Below are 24,611 nucleotides of genomic sequence, written 5' to 3' on the forward strand. Positions count from 1 at the left end.
TTCTGTGAGAATCATCAAATTAATTAATAGAACAACATCTGTAGAATCAAGCTAGATCCTGCCACACAAAACCAAGCAATTAACCCTACAAGAAGGGGAGCAGATCCTGCTGCACGGAACTGTTTCCAAGAAACCTTGCTTCCGATTCCGACCAAGGCCATGGCCATAAAGAGGTGAGAAAGGTCCTTTAGGTAAGGAAGAACCACTTTAGGTACCAGGCCAATAGAAGAAAGAATGGAAGCCACAATAAACCAGATAATAAACCAAGGAATAATTTTCTTTAACATTCCTTTGTTTCTTCCTTGTTGTTTACTCCGATACCATTTTAAACCGATCAAGCCCAAACAAACTGGTACAATCATCAGAGCGCGTGTTAACTTAACAATTGTAGCCATTTGCCCCGCTGCTTTACTGTAAGAAAATGCTGCTGCTACAACAGATGACGTATCGTTAATGGCTGTACCTGACCAAAGGCCAAATTGGAAATTGGACATATGCCATAAATGCCCTAATACTGGAAAGATAAAGACAGCCAAAATGTTGAAGAAGAAGATAGTTGACATAGATAGGGCAATTTCCTCTTCGTCTGCTTCAATGATCGGCGCTGCTGCTGCAATAGCAGATCCACCACAAATAGCTGTACCAAACCCAATTAAGGTCCGTAGATGAGATTTCAGGTGGAAGACTCTCCCAAAAATAATAGCTGCAAGAAAGGCAACGGTTATCGTTGGCAGACTAATCTTCAAAGAAGACAAGCCTGTAGAGGCAACCGTCGCAATCGGCAAGCTAAATCCCATGAAGATAATCGAATACTGCAATAATTTCTTACCGGACCAGTTCAGTCCTGGTCGTGAATTCTCTGGCAAATCTACTAATTCATTGAGGACAATTCCTAAAATCAAAGCAAAGACACTGGAGCCAATGATGGGAAAGAAAGTTCCCAATAACATGGCACAAAGAGCCAGTACAAATGCAATTGCAAGTCCAAATCCTTTATTTTTCATTCTCTCAATTCCTTTCAAAAAAGTCAGCTGCTTGCTCAACAAGCCGCTCTCTCACTGTTGTGTGAAGGGGCAACACTTGCTGCAAGCCATCTAAAATTTGTTTTCCATATCGTTTGGTCACCACCCGCTGATCCAATAAGAGGACCAACGATTCCTGGTCTTGAAAACGGCTGGTTCTCCCAATAGCCTGTTTGAGCCTTAAAATCGCGACCGGAAGGCTATAGTCATAAAAGGGATTTTTCCCCTGTTCTCTTAGTTGGGTATTCAGCTTTTGAACCATATAATCTTTAGGGTTGTCAAAAGGAAGGCGCGTGATGATTTGAATCACTTCTTTTTGTTGGGAAAAATCGACTCCCTCCCAAAAGCTTCCTGTACCCAATAAAATAGAACTTTCTCCTCGGTCAAATCGTCGCTTAATATTAGCTGCATCGCCATTTCGATACTGGGCCAAATGAGGAAACTTCAAGGCGTTTGACGTCTCCAGTAACAATTCTTTTGAGGTAAACAAAAGAAAAATTGGTTTTCTTAGAGGAAGGAGTTCATCGATGAGCTGACAAATCTCTCCTGCATACTCCACGGAAGATAAAGAAACGACATCTGGAAAATCAATCGGCACCAACAATTCCTGGTGTTGTTTGACTGTTATTGGCACCCGGTAGATCTGCTGCTCTTGGTATCCCAAAAGAGCAGGTAAATGAACCTTTTTACTGATCGTGATCGTCGCTGATACAAAGAGCACGGACACTTCTTCAGGCACAAACTCCTTAAAGGATAGCAAGTCCTCAACTCCTCCATGGAGACGAAGAATCTGGTGGCTTTCGACCACTTCCTTGTCCATCCAAAAGGTCTGGTAGCGCTCATCAAACAATTCTCTTAGATTCTCTAGAGATTCGTTTTTTAATTCCGATACATCCTGTCGAATTTTTGCCACTGTTTGATCTGATAAGATCGCTGTTTTTCCTTGTACAACTTCCTTAGAGCAGGCATTTAATTCAAATTGAATACTTTCCAGCAACCGCCGCTGCAGAAGATCTTTTTCCTCTTCGATGGCGTGTTGCAAGCCTAGAAGAAGAGATTGCAAGGTTTCTTCTCTCTGTGAAAACTGCTCTAAAGCAAAGAAGAGTTTTTGCGCTTCATCCACTACCAGAACAGATTCTTGAAGTAGACTCTTATCATCCTCTAGACGAGTTAACAGATAGGCATGATTGGTCAGAATTACCCGGCTGGTTTTCACTTTTTCCTGGCCGAGGCGCCAAAAATCTTCCTGATAAAAAAGTGAACGCTTCGACAATTGGCCATCGTGGCAAATGTCAGCTACAAAATGAAGATGACGATAGAGTTGGCCAATTTCACTGAACTCTCCCGTTTCCGTCATCGTCAGCCAAACCAACAGTTGCATTTTAAAGCGTCGAATCATCCCATTATCTGACTCACTCTGTAAGGCCTGATAAAATTTATCGAGTTGGATGTAATCCTTGGGACTTTTCAGGCTATGAAAGGGAATTTGGAAAAGATCTTGGATGGTCTTTCCTTCCTTCTTCATAATTTGATCCTGAAGAATTTTAGTTGGAACACTGACAAGAATGCGCTTGGAGGTTTTCGCTAAAAGCGTTAATAGATAGGCATAGGTCTTCCCGATACCCGTTGGCGCTTCAATAAAACTCGGAAGTGGCTGGTGCAAACTGTCCTCGATATAGGCAACAAATTCTCTCTGCTCTGGATAAGCCTCCATTCCCAACAGCTGCATATTGAGTTCAAACTGTTCAGACAAATGACGACTTTCTAAAAACTGCTGTGGCTTTCGCAGATAGAGACCATGAACTTCTACTAAATGAGCTGGTAAAAAAAGGCTACTGTCTTCAAGCGCATCTTCTATTAAGAGTCGTGATTCATAAATCAAACACTCTGCCATCGAAAGAAGTTTTTCGATCAATCCCCTTGGTAAGCTCGCAATTTTCTCTCTCAATTTCAACAGCAGCTGGGCTGTTGCCATAGCATCCGCTAAAGCGGAGTGAGCATGGTGCAACTCAATTTCCAGTTCAGCTGCAAGCGCTCCTAAATTGTAGCGTTCTAAAGTCGGATAGAAAATTTGAGACAATTCAACCGTATCAATCCGAGGAGTCGTTAGCTCAAATCCTTCCCAAAAGAGGGCTTCTGCTAATAAATTCGCATCAAATTTGACATTATGGGCCACAAAGACGGCATCTTCTATTAATTCAAAAATTTCTTTTGCCACTTGTGCAAACTCTGGTGCTTTTTTCAAGCGAGCATCTGTCAGGCCAGTCAATTGTTTGATATGCTCATCCAATCGTTCATGGGGATTCACATCCGTCTCATAGGATTGCGTAATCCTCCCATCTTCGATGATGACAATCCCAACCTGAATGATCTTAGCATTGCTTCCAGCACTGGTCGCTTCCAGATCCACAATGGCATATTTCCGTTTCTGTCTTGTCATAATACTTAAAATTATATCACGTTTGAGCAAGCTCTGCAGATTTTTTTCTCCTTTCATGTTGACTTCAATCCTGTTATTTTCCTCGCAATTTGATACACTATTCTAAAAAGGAGTCCTTATGAAAATCTATCGTACTGTTAATCCTGTAGCTTATGAAAACACCTACTACCTTGAAAATGACCACTCCCTCATTCTTGTCGATCCAGGTAGCGACTGGGCAACTATTCAAAAACAAATTGATCGCATCGGTAAACCAATCGTAGCGATTCTTTTAACCCATACGCATTATGATCACATTATGAGTCTTGAAAAGGTTCGTCAGACCTATCATTTCCCACCTGTTTATGTCCATTTAGCAGAAGCCAGTTGGTTGTCTTCTCCTGTCGATAATTTATCTGGTTTGGATCGTCATGCGGATTTAGAAGATGTTGTATGCAAGGAGGCCGACTTCCTTTATGACATTCGCTCCGATTACCAAATAGCTGATTTCCACTTTTATGTTCTGGAGACACCAGGCCACTCTGCAGGAGGGGTCTCCATCGTCTTTCCTGAGGATCACCTGGTTCTATCTGGTGATGCCCTTTTTCGCGAAACCATTGGACGGACCGATCTTCCGACAGGGAACGCGGCACAGTTGCTTAGCAGTATCAGAGAAGAGCTCTTTACCCTTCCATCTTCCTACACTGTCTATCCCGGTCATGGCCCTGAAACTTCTATTGGTCACGAGAAGATGTTCAATCCCTTCTTTAGACAATCCTAAAGAGTCCTTATCATCCTTCCTGTCCTCATAAAAGTAGACAAAAAAAGCAAGTGCGAACTTGCTTTTTTATTATATCTTAAGAAAACGTCTCATGGAGATTGAAGAACCAATCGCTCCAATCAAAATTCCTAATCCAAAGAGGCCACCGACCATGATCGGTACCAAGAGATGAGGACTATAGAGATACAAGTTTTGATCTGCCAAATTATTGTTCATAGATGTATAGACAACATTATAAACGTAGAAGACTAAAGCTGAAGGAACCAAGGCTCCCAAAAGACCGATCCAAGCACCTTCTAAAAGGAATGGTGCACGAATATAGCCATTTTTTGCTCCTACCAGTCGCATAATCTTAATCTCACGACTACGTGAAATGATGGTAATCCGAATGGTATTTGAAATCAAGAAGACTGCGATGAAGATCAATAAAGCTACACCAATCAAGCCCCAGTTTCGGATGAAGGTTCCAAGAGCAAACAAGCGTTGGGTATCGACCCCACCATCTTTAACTTCAGAGACCCCTTCAATTTTTTTGGCATCAGCCGAAACTTGCTTTACATATTTAGGAGCTGTTGTCTCTACATAATAAGCATCATAGAGAGGATTGGCATCTCCATCAAAAATCTTCCAGTTGTTCCCAGCCGTTTTGATCAGTTTATCATACTGCTCTTCCTTGCTAGAAAAATCAACCTTGTCAACATGCTTCATGGCTGTCAGAGCATCGTAGACCTTATGGTAGTTTTCATTGGTCACGGTTTGACCGTCTTTTTCAATCTGCTCGCTCTGATCTTGAATATCCTTGCGCATGTATACTACAACCCGCACACTGTTTTGAATATCATCTGAAAGCTTGATGGTATTGGCAATAACTGAGGCGAAAATAGCAACCAAGCTAAGGGTAATCATAACCGAGCTGACCGCTGCAATCGTCATCCAACCATTTCGTTTCAAGCTTTTAAGCGATTCGATTAAGTGTCGGAAAAATCTTCTAATCATCGTATCCGTACTCTCCTTCCGCTTCATCACGCACTACACGACCATTTTCAATCGCGATGACACGGTGACGTAAAGTATTTACAATCTGGCTATTGTGGGTCGCCATCAATACTGTGGTCCCTTGCAGATTAATCCGCTCCAAAAGATTCATGATTTCCCATGAATTATCTGGGTCCAAGTTCCCCGTTGGCTCATCCGCAATCAAGACTTTCGGATTGTTGACGATCGCCCGAGCAATCGCAATCCGTTGTTGCTCCCCACCGGACAATTCATTCGGGAATGAGCGGACCTTGTGTTTCAATCCGACAAGATCCAAAACTTCCATCACACGCTTTTTAATATTGCGACGGCGCTCACCGATAACTTGCATAGCGTAGGCAATATTTTCATAAACGGTTTTCTTTGGAAGCAATTTATAATCTTGGAAGACCACTCCCACATTGCGTCGCAACATAGGAATATCGCGTTTTTTGATTTTATCCAAATCAAAATCAGCTACTTTCAAACTTCCTTTATCGTGTTTGACTTCACGGTATAAAAGTCGAATAAAGGTCGACTTCCCTGCACCAGAAGGTCCTACGATGTAGGCAAATTCTCCTGGTTCAATTTGGACAGAGACCCCGCGAAGGGCCGTCGTCCCGTTGTCATACTTTTTGACAACATCTTTCATTTCAATCATTGACATGTAATGAAATTCCTTTCATTCTTTTCTGGTTGATTCCCTCGAGGTTATTGGAGACGCCATTTAAGGTAGGCATCGATAAAGCCATCGATATCTCCATCCATCACCTTGTCTACCTGCGCTACTTCGTAGTTGGTCCGGTGATCCTTCACCATGGTGTAAGGGGTAAAAACATAGGAGCGGATTTGACTTCCCCAGGTGATTTCTTTTTTATCCCCTTTTAGAGAATCCACTTCTGCTGCTTTTTTCTCTTGCTCTAATTGGTAGAGTTTAGCCTGCAACATCTTCATCGCACGATCACGGTTCCCGTATTGGGTTCGATCCACGGTGGATGCCACTACAATCCCTGTCGGAATGTGGGTCAAGCGCACCCCTGTAGAGACCTTGTTGACGTTTTGTCCACCAGCTCCACCAGAGCGGAAGGTATCCATCTTGATATCATCATCACGAACTTCAACCTCGATGGTATCGTCTAATTCGGGCATAACCTCAACAGATGTAAAAGACGTATGACGCCGTTTAGCAGAGTCAAATGGAGAGATTCGAACCAAACGGTGTACCCCCATTTCAGATTTCAGAAGACCGTATGCATGTGGCCCTTCAAAAGATAAGGTCACAGACTTGATTCCAGCCTCATCTCCAGCCTGATAGTCCAAGACTTCAACTTTAAAGCCGTGAGCATTTCCAAAACGAGTATACATCCGAAGAAGCATGTCGCCCCAGTCCTGAGCTTCTGTTCCTCCTGAACCTGGGTGGATTTCTAAGATGGCATTATTATTGTCATAAGGTTCAGACAATAGCAAGGTCATCTCATAGCTGGTCATGCGTTTATCCAGCTCCTCTAACTTTTCGATCAATTCTTCCTTGACCGAATCGTCTTCTGCCAAAAAGTCCAGTAAGATTTCTGACTCATCAAAGAGATCCACCATTTGATGGAAATTTTCATAGGTCTGCTTGAGTTCATTTAATTCTTGAGATGTCTTTTGCGCAGCAATATTATCATCCCAAAAATCAGGTTCTGTCATTTTATTTTCTAAAATGGCAATTTCTTCTTCCAATGCCTCTAAGTCAAAGAGACCCCCTGAAAGAAGCTAATTTTTCACGATTTGCGTCAATTTTTTGACGAATTTCTGAAATGTCCATAAGTACCTCTTTCTATGTATCTAGTCTATTATATCATAACCTTCACTATTTGCCCACCTTCCAATATTGGATCTGCTGGTTGACCATTGCCAATCCAGCTAATTTTCAACATTTTTCCATTCATTTGTAACCTAATTGTTAGAAAAAAAGATCCTCTTATGCTAGACTGGTAGCATGACAACAGTAGCTTTTATGTCCGATTTACATATTGATTCAAACAACTTTGGAAAAGATGAATTAGAGACCCTTATCACTCTTTTCAAGGACAGAAAAATTCAACATCTCCATATTGCAGGAGATATTGCCAACGGCTTTGAAAATACCTCACAAGAATTTTTAGCCCAACTCCAATGTCATCTTCCTGTGACCTTTAGCTTGGGAAATCATGATATGCTGGGCCTATCAGAAGAAGCCATAAGACCTTTTGAATTTCAAAAGATTCCCTTCTCCAATCATACGCTTCTTGCTTTTTCGGGCTGGTATGACTACAGCTTTGTTCCTACCGTCTCTCCCCAAAAACATCTTCAAACCAAGAATCTGTTTTGGTTTGACAGACGCCTCCAACGAAGGGGATCTGATCCAGCCATTACCAAAAATCTTTTGCAAGAGCTGGAACAAGAGCTCATGCAAGTGGATCAACCCTTGATTATCGCCATGCACTTTGTTCCTCATAGTCAGTTTCTCCTGCGCCACCCTTATTTTGAACGCTTTAATGCTTTTCTAGGTAGCCAAGCCTTTCATGATCTGTTTAGGCAATATCCTGTCAGAGAAGTGATTTTTGGTCATAGCCACCACCGAATGCCAGCAACAACGATTGACAACATCACCTATCATGCTAGACCTTTAGGCTATGTCCGAGAATGGGAGCTCTGCAAACAATTTTTCGAAGCTTTTCCTGAATATGATTTTTCAAAACGATACGATCCCTACAAACGCTATCGCAGAATCAAAGACCTCCCCGAATTTAAAGCATACAAGAAAAAAAAGCTCGCTCATGAATTTTCTCAAGCCATGGCGATCCTTGAACTATAAAAAAATTGGTTCCTTCGGAACCAATTTTTTTACTCTTCTGTATCCAAGAGATTTTTTGCAACGATTGCAGCCAGAACACCACCGACAATTGGAGCCAAGATAAAGATCCAAATTTGTTGAAGGGCTGCACCACCAACAAAGAGGGCAGGTGCCAAGCTACGAGCTGGGTTAACAGAAAGTCCTGTAATGTTCAAACCAACAAGAATAATCAAAGTCAAGCTCAAACCGATCACAAGACCAGCGATCTTGCCATTACCTTTGGTAGCTGATGTCACTGTCATGATGACCAAAATAAAGATAAAGGAAGCAATTACTTCAAACAAGAATCCGCCAAATGGAGTCACACCCTTCGCTAGGGCATTTTCACCAAGACTAGCTGTTGACATACCTGAATTTGACAAGAGGAAGAGTACTGTTGCAGATGCGAGAACCGCCCCCACTACTTGAGCTGCAATATAATTAACCAAGTCCTTTGAAGACAAGCGTTTGTTCACAAACATGGCAATCGAAACAGCCGGGTTCAAGTGGGCACCAGAAATAGTCCCAATTGAGTAAGCTGCTGCAACAATGGATAAACCGAATGCCAAGGCTATTCCTAAATGTCCCAGACCTTCTGTTCCATTTCCAAAAACAACTGCGCCAGTCCCGATAAAGACAAGCATAAATGTGCCGATTACTTCAGCAAAAAACTTTTTCATAACTAAGTTTCCTTTCTTCAAACTGTTGACTAGTTTATCAAAAATCCACACGTACCTCAAGAAATATGCCCAGTCTATTTTGCCCGCAAAAAAGCCATCCGAAGATGACTTTTTTTTTATGCTTAAATGGCATTTTTATCTTTTCCAAGTGCACGTTGAACGGCTTTGACAATCTCAACGAGAACAACAATCAAGAGCGAACCAATCATAACAGCTAACCATTGTGTCAAGCTTAAATGAGACACATGGAAGAGTTTGTTAAATCCAGGGACAATAATGGTCGCCATCAAGAGAACAAAGGCAACTGGAATCGACCAGTTAAAGGTCTTGTTCTTGAAGAGTCCCACTTTAAAGATGGATTGGTAAACCGATTTAACGTTAAAGGCATGGAGCAATTGGATCAAACCAAGAGTTGCAAAGGCCATGGTCAAAGCATCTGCATGGATTTCGGCACGAGTCGCATGTTCTGGAGAGAGTAAGGCCCAGCCATAAACACCAAGAACTAGCATGGTTTGGAAGATTCCTTGATAAAGAATGGCTCCGAAGACCCCACCGTCAAAGAAGTTAGATTTACGTCCACGAGGTTTGTGGGTCATAACACCTGGCTCAGCTGGTTCCACACCAAGAGCGATGGCTGGAAGAGTATCGGTTACCAGGTTAATCCAGAGAAGATGTACTGGTTGCAACACATCCCAACCAAAGAGGGTTGCAAAGAAGATGGTGAAGACCTCAGCCATATTGGCAGACAAGAGGTATTGGATAGATTTTTGGATATTGGAGAAGACCTTACGTCCTTCTTCTACCGCTACGATAATGGTTGCAAAGTTATCATCTGCAAGGACCATGTCTGAAGCTCCCTTAGAAACTTCTGTACCTGTAATCCCCATACCGATACCGATATCAGCTGTCTTAAGTGATGGTGCATCGTTGACCCCATCCCCTGTCATGGCAACAACTTTTCCTTCATTTTGCCAAGCTTTCACGATCCGAACCTTGTGTTCAGGTGATACACGCGCATAGACAGAGTATTGTTTGAATACTTTTTGGAATTCTTCGTCAGAGAGTTCGTTCAACTCAGCCCCTGTGAAGACATGGTCTTCTGTATCATTTGGATCGATGATTCCAAGACGTTTAGCAATCGCCTCTGCTGTATCTTGGTGGTCACCCGTGATCATGATCGGACGGATACCCGCTTCCTTAGCGACACGGACAGCTTCTGCTGCTTCTGGACGCTCAGGGTCAATCATGCCGACCAAACCAGAGAAGATCAGGTCAGACTCAACAATTTCAGACTCCAAAGTTGGAATTTCCTTGCTTGTCTTATAAGCCATCATCAAGACACGAAGGGCTTGTTTAGCCAAGTCTTTGTTGGTAGCAAGGATAGCTTTCTTATCTTCATCCGTGATAGGACGAACTTCCCCATTGACTTCAATACGCGTCACACGTTTAAGCAATTGGTCAGGCGCACCCTTGACAGCGATAAAGTATGAACCATCTGCTTCCTTGTGGATGGTAGACATGAGTTTACGATCAGAGTCAAATGGCAATTCAGCCACACGAGGCTCATCCTTCAAGACTTCACGAACGTCAAAGTTGTGGTCCAAACCAAACTGTACCAAAGCAGTCTCTGTTGGGTCCCCAATCAACTTGCCAGATGGATCCACCTTGGTATCATTGGCAAAGTTCATGATGCGAAGCGTATTGTTGCTTGCTCCAATTTCGGTTGCTGCACTTTGTAATTGACCGTTGGTATAGACTTTTTCAACCGTCATTTGGTTCATGGTCAAAGTACCTGTTTTATCAGATGCGATGATTTCTGTTGAACCAAGTGTTTCAACGGCTGGCAATTTACGAACAATCGAATTGCGTTTGGCAAGGGTTGTTGTTCCCAAAGAAAGAACGATGGTTACAATGGCAGGAAGTCCTTCTGGAATGGCCGCAACCGCAAGGGCTACCGCAACCATCAAGCCTTCCAATGGATGCTCTCCACGAACGAAGACACCAACTAAGAAAGTAATGACCGCAATCACAACAATTAAGTAAGTCAAGGCTTTAGAGAGTTGTTCCAAGCTTTGCTTCAATGGTGTTTCAGTCTCATCGGCATTAGCCAACATATCTGCAATCTTACCAACTTCTGTATACATACCCGTGTTGGTCACGACCCCTATACCACGACCATAGGTTACGTTTGAGTTTTGATAACCCATGTTAACACGATCCCCGATACCAGCATCTGCTTCAACAAGTCCTGTCACATCTTTTTCTACTGGCACAGACTCCCCTGTAAGAGCTGCTTCTTCGATCTTAAGAGAAGCTGCTTCCAACAAGCGCATATCAGCAGGAACCACATCTCCAGCTTCCAGAAGAACGATATCACCCGGGACCAATTCTTTGGAATCAATTTCAATCACGTGACCATCACGGCGGACACGCGCTAATGGACTAGACATGTTTTTCAGTGCTTCGATAGCTGCTTCTGCTTGTCCTTCTTGGTAGACACCAAAGGCTGCGTTCAAAACAACAACGGCTAAGATGATCATGGCATCTGTAAAGCCGTCCATTCCTTCTGTAATCACAGAGAGAGCTGCGGCGATCAGCAAGATGATGATCATCAAATCTTTAAACTGATCGATAAACTTAGACAAGAGGCTACGTTTTTCACCTTCGTCCAGTTCATTATGACCATAAGTCGCCAAACGTTCTTGAGCTTGAGCAGTTGACAAGCCTTCAATTGAAGAGTCCAACTCCTTTAGAACTTCTTCTTTACTCTGTGTATAAAACAAAGCTTTATTTTGTTCTTTTGACAAAATAATTTCCTCCTTATAGCTTTCTACTAGGTCTCTTTTGCACAAAAAAGAGACCTGTTTGAAAAAACAAGTCTCGCCGTTTAATATAGTGCCGGAAATAATTTCGTAATGACGACACTATCGCGGAAAACCGCCAGCTACTCCCTTGAGTGGTTTTATTATACCATTTTTATAGAATAAAGCAAGCGGGATCTCTAATAATTTAATGAGGTCTATTCTTCCCATTCCACCAGTAATTGATAATTGGCAAATTCCTGTTCTCCATCGAGTGTTAACAAGCGATAAGAAATTTGCAAATGACCTGCTTCTAATTGAAAGAGGTCTGTTGTAATCAAAAACTGCTGAATGCCCATCGGAGTTGGGATGATTGCCCCACCATCTTCATTTTTGTAGAAACGCATGATGGATTTAGGACTTGAGAATCGTGTCATGACCAATTCATCATTGGAAAATTTCAAAGCAACCTTTTCATCTTCTTCATTGGTATACAAGAGATATTGAAAACCTGCTTTTTCCTTCCATTCACCTTGATAGTACTGATCAACGATTTCCATTTCTTCTCCAAATCGAATGGTATTTTGAATGCGAATCTGCATCTTTGTCTCCTTCTCTTCTTTTCTTGCCTTACTATTCTATCAAATTTTACGCATTTTGACTGCCCCTATTAGCCTCTAGATCGCAAAATAGGCTTTTTTTTGCTATAATAGACCCATGAATGAAAAAGTCTTTCGCGATCCCGTTCATGATTACGTTCATGTGGATCATCCCATCATTTATCAATTAATTAATAGTAAAGAATTTCAACGACTACGCCGCATCAAACAACTGGGGACATCTGGTTTTACCTTCCACGGTGGGGAACATAGTCGTTTTTCTCACTGTCTTGGCGCCTATGAAATTTCAAGACGGATTCTGTCCATTTTTGAGGAAAAGTATGCAGAGCAATGGAATTCTGATGAAAACTTACTGACCATGACAGCCGCCCTTCTTCATGACATTGGACATGGTGCTTATTCTCATACCTTCGAAGGACTGTTTGGGACCGATCATGAAAAAATGACCCAGCTGATCATCACCAGTCCAGAGACAGAGGTCAATCAGATCCTCTTACAGGTAGCTCCTGATTTCCCAAATCGTGTAGCCAGCGTCATTGATCATACCTACCCCAATAAACAAGTGGTGCAATTGATTTCTAGTCAAATTGATGTGGACCGGATGGATTATTTACTGCGGGATGCCTACTTTACGGGTGCTTCCTATGGAAAATTTGACTTGACCCGTATTTTGCGCGTCATTCGACCGATTGAAAATGGCATTGCCTTCCAACAAAATGGCATGCACGCTGTCGAGGATTACGTGGTCAGCCGTTACCAAATGTATATGCAGGTCTACTTCCACCCGGCTACTCGTGCCATGGAAGTCCTCCTTCAAAATCTACTCAAACGCGCTAGAACCATTTATCCAGATCAGAAAGAGTATTTTCAACTGACTTCACCTCGCTTGATTCCATTTTTTGAAGAAGAGGTCACCATTCAAGACTACCTAAACCTAGATGACGGTGTGATGAATACCTATTTCCAAGTCTGGATGGATAGTCCGGATACCATCTTGTCTGATCTTGCTCAGCGCTATATTAATCGGAAAGTCTTTAAATCGATTCTATTTACAGAAGATAAGCGAAAAGACTTAGTAATCCTTGAAAAACTGATTAAAGAGGTTGGGTTTAATCCAACCTACTACACAGCTATTCATCAAAATTTTGACCTGCCCTACGATATTTATCGACCAGAGCTTGAAAAACCGCGGACCCAGATCGAGATGATCCGAAAAGATGGGAGTCTCGCTGAATTGTCTCAGTTGTCTCCACTCGTCGCTGCTTTAGCAGGAACTCGCTATGGGGACAACCGCTTCTATTTCCCAAAAGAAATGCTGGAGGTTAATGGACTTTTCAGTAAGCAAGTAGAGGAATTCACTTCCTATATCACCAATGATTATTTTACAGGTGAGACGGATGTCCATTAAATTAGTTGCGATCGATATCGACGGTACACTTCTTAATTCAAAGAAAGAAATCACACCTTCCGTATTTGAAGCCATTCAAGATGCTAAAGCCGCAGGTGTTAAAATCGTTATCACAACAGGTCGTCCTATCGCAGGGGTCTCAAAACTTTTAAAAGAACTCCATTTGATGGATCCTGGAGACTATGTCATTACCTTTAATGGCGGTCTGGTTCAAGAAACCGCTACTGGAAAAGAACTCATCAAAGACCTTTTACATTATGAGGACTATCTCGATATCGAGGCTCTTGCTAACAAACTCCAAATCCACTCTCATGCTATTACTAAAGACGGCATCTATACCAGCAATCGCGATATCGGACGCTACACCATTCATGAATCTCAACTGGTCAATATGCCCCTTTATTACCGGACGCCTGAAGAAGTTCGTGAGAAAGAATTTGTCAAGGCCATGTATATCGATGAACCAGATATTCTAGATGCTGCGATTGCAAAAATCCCTAAAGAATTTAAGGATCGCTTCACGATGGTCAAATCAGCTCCTTTTTATTTAGAAATTCTAAGGAAAACAACCAATAAGGGATCAGCTGTTCTTCATCTAGCTGAACGACTTGGAATCCAGCAAGAAGAAACCATGGCCATCGGAGATGAGGAAAATGACCGTTCCATGCTAGAAGTCGTGGGACATGCCGTCGTTATGGAGAATGGCAATCCAGCTCTTAAAAAAATTGCTACAACTATCACCAAATCAAATGATGAATCTGGCGTTGCATACGCCATTAGAAAGTGGGTATTATAAGAAATGTACCATTACCAGCTAGGAATTTCTGCTAGTGAGCATGATGACTTTGTTATTCAGAGTGACCAAACCAATCTCTTACAAAGCAGCTCATGGGCAAAAATCAAAGATAATTGGGGAAATGAACGGGTTGGTTTTTATCAAGAAGACCAATTAGTCGCTGTTGCAAGCATCTTGATTCAACCCCTACCACTTGGCTTTTCCATGCTCTACATTCCTCGAGGCCCGATCATGGATTACCAAAACAAAGAGCTGGTTTCATTTGTGATCCAGTCCCTTAAAAAAATTGCCAAACAATACAAGGCTTTGTTTGTGAAATTTGATCCAAGTCTTTTCTTGAGTAAACACTTGATTGGACAAGAACAGACGGAAGCTCCTGCCGTGCAAGCGGTGATCGACACCTTAACTAAAGAAGGGGTTGAATGGACTGGCCGAACCAGTGATATGGCAGAAAATATCCAACCACGCTTTCAAGCGAATATCCACAAAGAGTTTTTCATCGAGCAAGATCTTTCAAAATCTACTCGACAAGCCATCCGAACTGCTCGAAACAAAGGGATCCAAGTCCAATTTGGCGGAACCGAATTGTTAGAGGACTTTGCTTCTCTCATGAAAAAGACTGAAGCTCGTAAAAGCATTCATTTGCGTGGAAAAGACTACTACGAAAAACTACTCACAACCTACCAAGGACAATCCTACATTACTTTGTCTACTCTAGATCTCGAAAAACGGAAAAGCTCCCTTATAAAAGATCTTGAAAAAAACAAGGCTGAGGCTGAAAAATTCACAGAAAAAACAAAGCCTGGCAAGGTTGACAATAATCAAAAAGAAAAAGAGCGGATAGAGGAAGAACTGCAATTTCTTGAACAGCATCTCCAAGCAGGTAAACAGGTCGTTCCTTTATCTGGGACCTTAACCCTTGAATTCGGTGGAACGTCTGAAAATGTTTATGCAGGGATGGATGAAGAATTCCGCCGTTACCAACCTGCTATCCTCACCTGGTATGAAACTGCCCAACACGCTTTTGATCGTGATGCTTCTTGGCAAAATATGGGGGGCATTGAAAATTCACTCGATGGTGGTCTCTATCATTTCAAATCTAAATTTAATCCTGTCATTGAAGAATTTGTTGGGGAATTTAACCTCCCAACCAGTCTACTCTATCCACTTGTAAACAAAGTCTACAAGATCCGGAAAAAATTAAGGAGTAAATAAGTTACATGACTCTTACGACAATTTCAAAAGAAGAATTTACCTCATTTGCAAATACTGTCTCCCATCGCTCTTTTATCCAGTCTGCTGAAATGGCAGATCTGCTTGAAAAGCGAGGAAACACGGTCCAATTTATCGCTTGGAAACAAGAACATCAAGTCCAAGTGGCAGCGATCTTGTACAGTCTTCCTATGACGGGTGGTCTCCATATGGAAATCAATTCTGGTCCTCTTTACCAAGAGGAGACTATGCTAGAACCCTTCTATGCAGCTTTAAAAGACTATGCGAAAGAGAATGGGGCTATTGAACTCGTTATTAAGCCCTATGATACCTATCAAACCTTTGACAGTGACGGCAATCCAACCAGTGAAGAACAAACCCATTTTATGGATACCCTTAAAAAATTAGGCTATCAGCATGATGGTTTAACAACAGGTTATCCAGGAGGAGAACCTGATTGGCATTATGTAAAAGACATGGAGGGCATCACCGAAAAAAATCTTCTTACGAGCTTCAGTAAAAAAGGAAAGCCACTTGTCAAGAAAGCCAAATCTTTCGGTATTGAACTGAAACGATTAAACCGAGATGAACTGCAACTCTTTAAGGATATTACTTCCTCTACCAGTGACCGTCGCGACTATCAGGATAAGACCTTGGATTATTACCAAACTTTCTATGACAGTTTTGGCGACAATGCAGATTTCATGATCGCAACACTGAACTTCCACCATTACTACACGAATCTTGAAAAAGACCAAGGAAAACTAGCACAGAAGATTGAGAAATTACAGAAAGATCTTGAAGTCAACCCACATTCAGAGAAAAAACAAAATCAACTTCGTGAATTCTCTAGCCAGTTTGATACCTTTGAGGTGAGAAAGAAGGAAGCGAAAGAATATATAGAAAAATATGGAGATCAAGACGTCATTCTTGCAGGAAGCCTCTTCGTCTATCTGCCACAAGAATCCACCTATTTATTCAGTGGCTCTTATACAGAATTTAATAAGTTCTATGCTCCTGCTGTTCTTCAAGAATATATGATGCTTGAAACCATCAAACGTGGTATCCCAAGATATAACTTCCTTGGTATTCAAGGGGTCTTCGACGGCTCAGACGGTGTGCTTCGTTTCAAACAAAACTTCAACGGCTACATCGTCCGTAAGATGGGGACCTTCCGTTATTACCCAAGTCCTCTGAAATACAAACTGATTTCTCTCATTAAGAAACTATTAGGACGTTCCTAACTCAAAAGACCAGCTTTGAAGCTGGTCTTTTCTACTATAAAAAAGACAAAAAAGACGAGAAATCTCTCGCCTTTTAGATGTTATTATTTAACGAAGTCAAGCAATGCCAAGAAGCTTTCTGGATCAAGTGATGCACCACCCACAAGAGCTCCATCAACGTCTGGACAAGCCATGTATTCAGCAACGTTTTCAGGTTTCACTGAACCACCGTATTGAACACGTACTTTGTCAGCCACTTCTTGACCAAAGTCAGCAGCTACAACGTCACGAACAACTTTACACATTTTTTGTGCGTCGTCTTGTGAAGCTGATTTACCAGTACCGATCGCCCAGATTGGTTCGTATGCGATTACTGTTGAAGCGACTTGTTCTGCAGTCAATCCAGCAAGAGCAGCTGAAACTTGAGCACCTACGAATTCTGCTGCTTTACCAGCTTCGTAAGTTTCAAGGCTTTCACCACAACAGATGATTGGAAGCATACCATTCGCAAAGATTGCTTTAGCTTTTTTGTTGATATCTTCATCAGTTTCGTGGAAGTAGTCACGACGTTCTGAGTGACCGATAACAACGTAGTCAGTACCGATTTCTTTCAAAACTTGTGGGCTAGTTTCACCTGTGAAGGCACCAGCATTTTCAAAGTAAGTGTTTTGGGCAGCAACTTTAAGGTTTGAACCTTTAGCAGCAGCAAGAACAGTTGTCAAGTCAACTGCAGGAGCTGCGATACCAGCTTCAACAAGGTCAGCTGAAGGAAGTTTTGATGCTACAGCTTCAACGAATGCTTTTGCTTCTTCTGGATTTTTGTTCATTTTCCAGTTACCAGCGATAAATGGTTTACGTGACATTTCACATACCTCTTTTTTCTAATTTTATACTATCTATTTTACCATAATTTTCGTCATAATGAAAGGTTGCACAAGCTCATTTTACTTTTTACCAAAATAAAAACCCCGTCTTCACGGGGTTTTCTGTCTGTCTATATAATTGTTAATCTGGGAACTAGATCGAATTAAGCTTCGATTTCAGTAACCATACCTGAACCAACAGTACGTCCACCTTCACGGATTGAGAATGTAGTACCTTGTTCAACGGCGATTGGGTGGATCAACTCAACGTCGATAGTCACGTTATCACCAGGCATTACCATTTCAGTTCCAGCTGGAAGTTCGATAGATCCAGTTACGTCAGTTGTACGGAAGTAGAACTGTGGACGGTAGTTGTTGAAGAATGGAGTATGACGTCCACCTTCTTCTTTAGTAAGGATGTAAACTTCACCTTTGAATTTAGTGTGTGGGTTGATTGAACCTGGTTTAGCGATAACTTGTCCACGTTCGATTTCATCACGTTGGATACCACGAAGAAGCACACCAACGTTATCCCCTGCAAGACCTTCGTCAAGTTGTTTACGGAACATTTCAACACCAGTAACAACTGCTTTTTGGATTTCGTCTTTGATACCAACGATTTCGATTTCGTCGTTGACACGAACAACACCACGGTCGATACGTCCTGAAGCAACTGTACCACGTCCAGTGATTGAGAATACGTCTTCGACTGGAAGAAGCAATGGTTTGTCAGTATCGCGTTCTGGTTCTGGGATGTACTCATCAACAGTATCCATCAATTCCATGATGATGTCTTCATATTTAGAGTCACCTTCAAGAGCTTTAAGAGCTGAACCTTGGATAACTGGAAGGTCATCACCTGGGAAATCGTATTCTGAAAGAAGGTCACGGATTTCCATTTCAACCAATTCAAGCAATTCTTCATCGTCAACCAAGTCAACTTTGTTCATGAAGACGATCAAGTGTTTAACACCAACCTGACGTGAAAGAAGGATGTGTTCACGTGTTTGTGGCATTGGTCCGTCAGTTGAAGCTACTACAAGGATAGCTCCGTCCATTTGAGCGGCACCAGTGATCATGTTTTTAACGTAGTCCGCGTGTCCTGGAGCGTCGATGTGAGCGTAGTGACGTTTAGCAGTTTCGTACTCAACGTGTGCAGTGTTGATGGTGATACCGCGTTCGCGTTCTTCTGGAGCAGCATCGATAGACGCATAGTCTTTAGGTTGGTTAACTGATGAAGGCAAGCGACGTGCCAAAACAGTTGTGATTGCTGCAGTTAGGGTAGTTTTACCGTGGTCAACGTGTCCGATTGTACCGATGTTAACGTGCGGTTTACTACGATCGTATTTTTCTTTTGCCATTTGAGTAAAAGCCTCCAATAAAATATATTTTATAGATAGACAGTAGGCAATACAGTCTAACTTTCCTTACTATTCTATCGAATTTTAGATAAAATTGCAAGCCTTTTACCTATATTTTCTTAATTATTCCTCTTCTTTTCTTTTGTTTTGTCGTCTTGCTGAAAGATCCTGATCTAGCTTTGAAAATTCTCATTTAAAATCTTTTATTCAAGCTCATTACGTACCTTTTGCTCCTTTGGGTTCAGGGAATAAAAAAAAATCGGAACAGACGTTCCGATTTTTTTAACCTGAATTTCGTAATCCTGTAGCCACTCCATTGATCGTAATATGGATCAGCTTGTCTTGATCGGCTGGTAATTGGCCGGTCCGTTGACGTCGAATCAATTCTAACTGAATATAGTTCAGGACGTTAAAGTACGGCATCCGATAATCCAAACTTTCTTTCAGATAAGGGTTCTCAGCGAGCAACTCGTCTTGTTCCTCAATCATCAAGATGATGTCCTTGGTCAATTGCCATTCATGTAAGATGATCTGATAGATATTGCGGACTTCTTCTTCCTCACACAATTGGGCGTACTCAAAAGCAATGTCCATGTTGGCTTTGGATAAGACCATGTCCACATTTGACAAGAGAGATTGAAAGAAAGGCCAGTTTTTATACATGTATCGAAGGGTTTCGATATTCTCAGGATCCTCATCGATAAATTCCTTAAAGCTAGAACCTACTCCGTACCAACCAGGGAACATCACCCGACTTTGTGACCATGAGAAGACCCATGGGATAGCACGTAAACCACCAATTTCTGTAATGGTCTTACGAGCAGCTGGACGTGAACCAATATTAAAGCTTGAAATTGCTTTGATCGGACTTGATTCAAAGAAATAGTCATAGAAGTGCTCATTCCCAAAGACCAAATCACGATAGATATCGTAACTACGGTTCACGACTTTATCCATGACTTCCCCGAAACGATCAAACATAGAGAATGGACTCTTTTGTTCGGCAATCATTCGGTTAATGGTTGCAGAGACGAGCATCTCAAGGTTGTAGTAGGCAGCATCTTTATTTCCATATTTATTGCCGATTACTTCCCCTTGCTCGGTTAAGCGGATACGGTCATTAATGGATTTCAATGGTTGAGAAGTGATGGCTTCATAAGTAGGACCTCCACCACGACCAACCGTACCGCCACGACCATGGAAGAAGGTAATCTTCACTCCAAACTCGTCTCCGATAGCGGTCAATTGTTGTTGGGCTTTAAAGAGGGTCCAACAAGAAGACAAGTATCCACCATCTTTGTTGGAATCAGAGTAACCTAACATAATCTCTTGGTAGTTGTTCTTAGAAGCAATCCAACGTTTAGCGATTGGAAGTGACAAGTAACTTCTCATGGTTTCTTCTGAGTGATCCAAGTCTTCGATCGTTTCAAACAACGGTACGATTTGAACGCGAGCTTTTTCCGTATCAACTAAGCCCACTTCTTTCAACATCACAGCCAATTCCAACATATCTGACACACTTGTTGCATGAGAAATGATGTTTTGACGAATGACTTCTTCTCCTAAACGATCCTTCAATTCACGGGCCGTTCGGAAAATCGCTAATTCTTTTTCAAGCAGTTCAGATTTTTCAGCATGGGTTGCTGATAAAATACGTGGGTCTTCTAAAAGTTCTTTCAAGAGAACTTGACACTTTTCATCCTCTGATAAATCAGAATAATGGTCATTAATTCCAGCTGATTTCAGCAATTCTGCCACACAGGCTTCATGTACACTTGAATCCTGACGCATATCAATAGAGGCGAGATAGAATCCAAAAACATCGATGGCTTCTAGAAGTTCTGCAAACTCACCAGAAATTAAATACTCTGATTTGTTTTCTAACAAGGAATCTTTGATCTTTTCAAGGTCTTCTTTAAATTCTTGAGCTGATGCATAAGCTGGAGACTCTTTCTCAGAAATTTTCTTTAGAGCGCCAGAAATACGATTGCCGATATAATCAGAAACTGGCCCTTGTTGATGAGCATTTGCTCCTAATAATCTCTCAACAGCATATCGATCTTCTCTGGTTTCTCCCACCATCGTCCATTCTTTTAAATTGACCAAGGTTTGGATCAATTTTGACTGGATATAGTGGAAAGCTCGACGGTAAGGTTCTTTTTCACGAAAGACGGATGTATCACTTGATAGGGCTGCCATTTCAGCTACTGCTTCACTTGTTTTAGAAAGACTCGTTGAAAGGGAGAAATGACGGTATAATTTAGAAATCTTTTCGATGTAATAGTTCAAAATGACTTCACTTTGGATAGTCGCTGAACGCTTCAAGGTCTCAGCTGTTACAAACGGATTCCCGTCCCGGTCTCCCCCAATCCACATGCCCATTGTGATCGGACGTGGTTGTTCAAGCTCTAATCCATGCTCTTTTGCCAAGCGTTTGTATTCCAACATCAGGTTTGGAACAGCTTGTAAGAAAGAGCTATTGTAATATTCCATGACATTGGTAATTTCATTAGTAACCTTCAATTTTTTGTCACGAATCATATCCGTTTGCATCATGATTTCGATATTACAACGAAGGTTGTTATACCACTTATTCTCATTCATTAAACCAGCTTTAACATCCCGATGCTGACGAAGAAGAGCATGAATATGATTGGTTAGATCCAGCATGGTTTTTCGTTGCACTTGAGTTGGATGGGCTGTTAAAACAGGTACAATATTGAGATTTTCAAGAATTTCCTGTGCATCTTCATTTTTTGCAACTTCTTTAATGGTTGAAGAAAGTTTTCCGAGGTATTCACCATCCACGTTATTCAAATGATTGATTTCATAGGCCAAATCGACATCTTCTGAGATGTTAATCAAGAGTGGTAAAATAGCAAAATAACGTGAAATCACTGTCATTTCTTCATTTGTCAATTGTTCCACTATTTGATTTAACTCACGATAGTTCTGTGTTTTTGATAGATCCTTCAACTGCCTAATTTTATCAAAGGTTTCCGGACGAACCAAATTTTTCGTAATATCATCTAATAAATTGGTTAAGATTTCGGCTTCTTCTTTGATAATATCTTTATTTGTGAAATTCTCTAATTTTTGTAAGACCATTTTTTCTCCTTTTTGAATAGCCATTCAACAATTCCCTTTTAATAATAAGGTTTGATTTTACCTTTTTTTTCAAAAACCATGCCTTCTTGTTCCATCTTGGCCCGTTTTTCACTAGCGTCGATATTCAAAACGAAAGCAATCGCTACGGATAAGACCCATAAGCTATTTCCCCCTTGGGATAAGAAGGGGAAGGTCACTCCTGTAGACGGAATCAAACCAGAAATTCCTCCGATGTTAATGAAGGTTTGCACTAAGATCATCCCACCGATCCCAATGGCCATCATCGAATTAAAAGGATTCTTTGCTCGAATACCGACTAAAATGATCCGAAGAATTAAGAAAAATAGGAGAGCAAGGATCAAGCTAGCTCCAACAAAACCTAATTCTTCAATCACGATCGCAAACACAAAGTCTGTGTGCGCTTCTGGTAAGTAACCTTGTTTTTCAATGGAATTTCCTAGCCCCAAGCCAAACCAACCACCGTTACTCATTGCATAGTAAGAATTAGCTAATTGGTGACCTGCGCCAGACAAGTCATTAAAGGGGTTAAAGAAGGCACTAAAACGTTTGGCTACATAACCAAAGACAGGAATTTTAGCGACACGGTCCACACCGATAATCCAAATTGAACCAAGGACAATGGTGGATGCTCCTACAACTAAACCAAGTAAAGAGGTAAACCAACGATAGCCCACTCCACTAGCCGTAATCATGATCAAGACCGTTAAGGCCAAGATCGTCGCATTTCCCAAGTCCGGCATAATCACAACGATTCCAATCAGAATCAAGGTCAGCCAACGCCAATCGTTTAAATTCCTTGGAATCCATTCATTGTGGGTCAAGGCTTGATAATCATAATCGCGTATCTCGTCTTGTCGTTTAGAAAAGATCAAGGCTAGATACCAGACTAAGATCACCTTGAGGTATTCTGCCGGCTGGATACTAAACCCTCCAGGAATCGTCAACCAACCGTGAGCTCCATTGACGGTATCTGTGATAAACCTAGACAGAATCAACAAAATCACTTCAATAAAAATGACAAAAGCCAGCACTTTTTTATTTCGAAGGAAGTTTAGGCTAAATTTATAAATCAAGGCGATGGTTAGGAGACTTAGGATAAAAAAGAGCCCCTGTGTCCGGACCATCCGAATCGAACTCACTCCACTTTGAATTGCCAAGGCACTTGTTGTCGAATAGACAACAATCAAGCCAATGATGGATAAAATCAAATAGGGAATGAGGATGGAATAATTTAAAAGATGTCTTTTTTCAATTTTCATAATTCACCATATTCCTAATATTCAACCTTCATTATATCATTTTTAAGAAGCAAAACCAAGGAAAGGCCAGAAAAGATTCGGCTTCTTCCCCATTTTCAAGAAATATTCTAATCATTCTTCTTATTTTCATATATTTTTATCCTTTTTCGATGAAAAGATTCCTTTTTTTTTGAAAATAATGGCTGAAATCAGCATCTTTTAAGCATTAAGTTTTGCCTTTTCGTTTTTTTTACGGTAAAATGTTTCTGTATGAGAAAAAGGATAAAACCCGTTGTTCTCTTGGTCTTTTTTATCGGTTTCATTTCTTTTCTCGTTCTTTCACGAACGATTGCCGATCTGCAAGCCAGAGAGCGACAAGAAACAACCCAAACGATTCCGAACTCCAATACACCTAAAAAAACAACCACTGCAAGCTCTTCTTCTCAAAAAGAAGAAGACATCAATCCAGAACTGGTTGGCCGTCCGATCATTGATATCTCAGGCTGGCAATTGCCTAGTGAAATTGATTACGATGTCCTTTCCCAAAATGTGGGAGGTGTAATCGTACGTGTCCATAGTGGGGCTCAAGCTAAAAAGGAAAATGCAGCAACCTACTTAAATGGTCTGGATAAATCTTTTAAAACCCATATCCAAGAATTCCAAAAACGAAATATCCCTGTCGCAGTCTATGCTTATGTCGCTGCTAAGGATAAAAAAGAAATGGAAAAAGAAGCAGAGGAATTTTACAAGGCTGCTTCTCCTTACAAACCGACCTACTATTGGTTAGACGTTGAGGAAAAAACCATGAAGGATATGAATGCAGGCGTTGAAGCTTTCCGAGCAAAACTACAAGCTTTGGGTGCAAAAAATATTGGACTCTATATCGGAACTTACTTCATGGAAGAACATAGTATCTCCACTGATAAATTTACGGCTCTTTGGATTCCTACTTATGGATTTGATGATGGCTACTATAATGCCGCGCCAGATACTAACACGGAATACGACTTGCATCAATATACCTCTCAAGGGCAATTAAATGGATTCTCACACTACTTGGATCTCAACCAAATTGCTCCGACGCAAGACCAAGAAGCGATTTATCGGAAACTTTTCAAGGTACAAAAAGATAACTCTTCCTCATAGCCTTAAAACAGCAGATCAAGTGGCTTTCACTTTTTCTGCTG

The 24,611-nt window shown here is 41.4% G+C and carries 19 protein-coding genes; 7 read left to right on the forward strand and 12 right to left on the reverse strand.

From position 1 onward, the window contains the following. Positions 1–23 precede the first annotated feature (23 nt). Entirely contained in the window at positions 24–1,004 is a 981-nt protein-coding gene (locus tag RIN70_RS07005; RefSeq protein ID WP_313790488.1) for a YeiH family protein, read from the reverse strand. Positions 1,005–1,008: 4 nt separating this feature from the next. Then, positions 1,009–3,462 carry a bifunctional DnaQ family exonuclease/ATP-dependent helicase gene (locus tag RIN70_RS07010; RefSeq protein WP_313790489.1) on the reverse strand — a complete coding sequence of 818 codons (2,454 nt, stop codon included), beginning with the start codon at positions 3,460–3,462 and terminating at the stop codon, positions 1,009–1,011. A gap of 118 nt (positions 3,463–3,580) precedes the next feature. Here RIN70_RS07010 and RIN70_RS07015 point away from each other — a divergent pair, with 118 nt between their 5' ends. Continuing rightward, positions 3,581–4,222: an MBL fold metallo-hydrolase gene (locus RIN70_RS07015; RefSeq protein WP_313790490.1), complete on the forward strand. Its 642-nt coding sequence runs from the start codon at positions 3,581–3,583 to the stop codon at positions 4,220–4,222. A gap of 69 nt (positions 4,223–4,291) precedes the next feature. On the opposite strand, the gene ftsX is transcribed toward RIN70_RS07015, so the two are convergent. The 3 genes from ftsX to prfB form a co-directional block, all read right to left on the reverse strand. Further along, the gene (gene ftsX, locus RIN70_RS07020; protein ID WP_042759907.1) at positions 4,292–5,218 is read right to left on the reverse strand and encodes a permease-like cell division protein FtsX; all 927 of its coding nucleotides are present in this window, start codon (positions 5,216–5,218) and stop codon (positions 4,292–4,294) included. Further along, positions 5,211–5,903 carry a cell division ATP-binding protein FtsE gene (gene ftsE, locus RIN70_RS07025; RefSeq protein ID WP_003008021.1) on the reverse strand — a complete coding sequence of 231 codons (693 nt, stop codon included), beginning with the start codon at positions 5,901–5,903 and terminating at the stop codon, positions 5,211–5,213. Before ftsE ends, ftsX begins: the two co-directional genes overlap by 8 nt. Positions 5,904–5,947: 44 nt before the next feature. Continuing rightward, positions 5,948–7,043 (reverse strand): peptide chain release factor 2 gene (gene prfB, locus RIN70_RS07030; RefSeq protein ID WP_100209015.1). Its coding sequence is split into 2 segments (ribosomal slippage): positions 5,948–6,970 and positions 6,972–7,043, totalling 1,095 coding nucleotides; the frame shifts between segments, so codons are not numbered across the junction. A gap of 174 nt (positions 7,044–7,217) precedes the next feature. Between prfB and RIN70_RS07035 the strand changes: the two genes are divergently transcribed. Further along, the gene (locus RIN70_RS07035) at positions 7,218–8,075 is read left to right on the forward strand and encodes a metallophosphoesterase (protein WP_313790491.1); all 858 of its coding nucleotides are present in this window, start codon (positions 7,218–7,220) and stop codon (positions 8,073–8,075) included. A 29-nt stretch (positions 8,076–8,104) separates the two neighbouring features. Here the strand turns inward: RIN70_RS07035 and RIN70_RS07040 are convergent, their stop codons facing one another. The 3 genes from RIN70_RS07040 to RIN70_RS07050 form a co-directional block, all read right to left on the reverse strand. After that, entirely contained in the window at positions 8,105–8,773 is a 669-nt protein-coding gene (locus RIN70_RS07040; RefSeq protein WP_313790492.1) for an MIP/aquaporin family protein, read from the reverse strand. A gap of 122 nt (positions 8,774–8,895) precedes the next feature. Continuing rightward, entirely contained in the window at positions 8,896–11,580 is a 2,685-nt protein-coding gene (locus tag RIN70_RS07045; RefSeq protein ID WP_313790493.1) for a cation-translocating P-type ATPase, read from the reverse strand. Between the two features lie 212 nt (positions 11,581–11,792). Continuing rightward, the gene (locus tag RIN70_RS07050) at positions 11,793–12,176 is read right to left on the reverse strand and encodes a YwiB family protein (RefSeq protein ID WP_214259831.1); all 384 of its coding nucleotides are present in this window, start codon (positions 12,174–12,176) and stop codon (positions 11,793–11,795) included. Positions 12,177–12,291: 115 nt separating this feature from the next. Between RIN70_RS07050 and RIN70_RS07055 the strand changes: the two genes are divergently transcribed. From RIN70_RS07055 to RIN70_RS07070, 4 genes are read left to right on the forward strand one after another with little or no spacing between them, the layout of a single operon-like run. Continuing rightward, the gene (locus RIN70_RS07055) at positions 12,292–13,602 is read left to right on the forward strand and encodes an HD domain-containing protein (RefSeq protein ID WP_155169455.1); all 1,311 of its coding nucleotides are present in this window, start codon (positions 12,292–12,294) and stop codon (positions 13,600–13,602) included. Then, a complete protein-coding gene (gene yidA, locus RIN70_RS07060) occupies positions 13,592–14,398 on the forward strand; it encodes a sugar-phosphatase (protein ID WP_313790494.1) in 807 nt (268 codons plus the stop codon). The genes RIN70_RS07055 and yidA overlap by 11 nt, the downstream gene beginning before the upstream one ends. A 3-nt stretch (positions 14,399–14,401) precedes the next feature. Continuing rightward, positions 14,402–15,613 carry an aminoacyltransferase gene (locus tag RIN70_RS07065; RefSeq protein ID WP_313790495.1) on the forward strand — a complete coding sequence of 404 codons (1,212 nt, stop codon included), beginning with the start codon at positions 14,402–14,404 and terminating at the stop codon, positions 15,611–15,613. A 5-nt stretch (positions 15,614–15,618) separates the two neighbouring features. Continuing rightward, entirely contained in the window at positions 15,619–16,854 is a 1,236-nt protein-coding gene (locus RIN70_RS07070) for an aminoacyltransferase (RefSeq protein WP_313790496.1), read from the forward strand. 83 nt (positions 16,855–16,937) lie between these two features. Here RIN70_RS07070 and tpiA read toward each other — a convergent pair whose 3' ends face one another. From tpiA to ftsW, 4 genes are all read right to left on the reverse strand, one after another. Continuing rightward, entirely contained in the window at positions 16,938–17,696 is a 759-nt protein-coding gene (gene tpiA / locus RIN70_RS07075) for a triose-phosphate isomerase (protein WP_003002560.1), read from the reverse strand. Between the two features lie 164 nt (positions 17,697–17,860). Then, positions 17,861–19,057, reverse strand: a complete 1,197-nt coding sequence (tuf, locus tag RIN70_RS07080; protein ID WP_003008055.1) for an elongation factor Tu — start codon at positions 19,055–19,057, stop codon at positions 17,861–17,863. 282 nt (positions 19,058–19,339) lie between these two features. Beyond that, the gene (ppc, locus tag RIN70_RS07085) at positions 19,340–22,165 is read right to left on the reverse strand and encodes a phosphoenolpyruvate carboxylase (RefSeq protein WP_214259826.1); all 2,826 of its coding nucleotides are present in this window, start codon (positions 22,163–22,165) and stop codon (positions 19,340–19,342) included. Positions 22,166–22,203: 38 nt separating this feature from the next. Next, entirely contained in the window at positions 22,204–23,445 is a 1,242-nt protein-coding gene (gene ftsW, locus RIN70_RS07090) for a cell division peptidoglycan polymerase FtsW (protein ID WP_313790497.1), read from the reverse strand. A gap of 249 nt (positions 23,446–23,694) precedes the next feature. Between ftsW and RIN70_RS07095 the strand changes: the two genes are divergently transcribed. Beyond that, complete coding sequence (locus RIN70_RS07095) at positions 23,695–24,570, forward strand: GH25 family lysozyme (protein ID WP_070674302.1); 876 nt, start codon at positions 23,695–23,697, stop codon at positions 24,568–24,570. Positions 24,571–24,611: the final 41 nt, after the last annotated feature.

It is taken from the genome of Streptococcus parasanguinis (genome assembly GCF_032163505.1).
GTDB lineage: Bacteria > Bacillota > Bacilli > Lactobacillales > Streptococcaceae > Streptococcus > Streptococcus parasanguinis_V.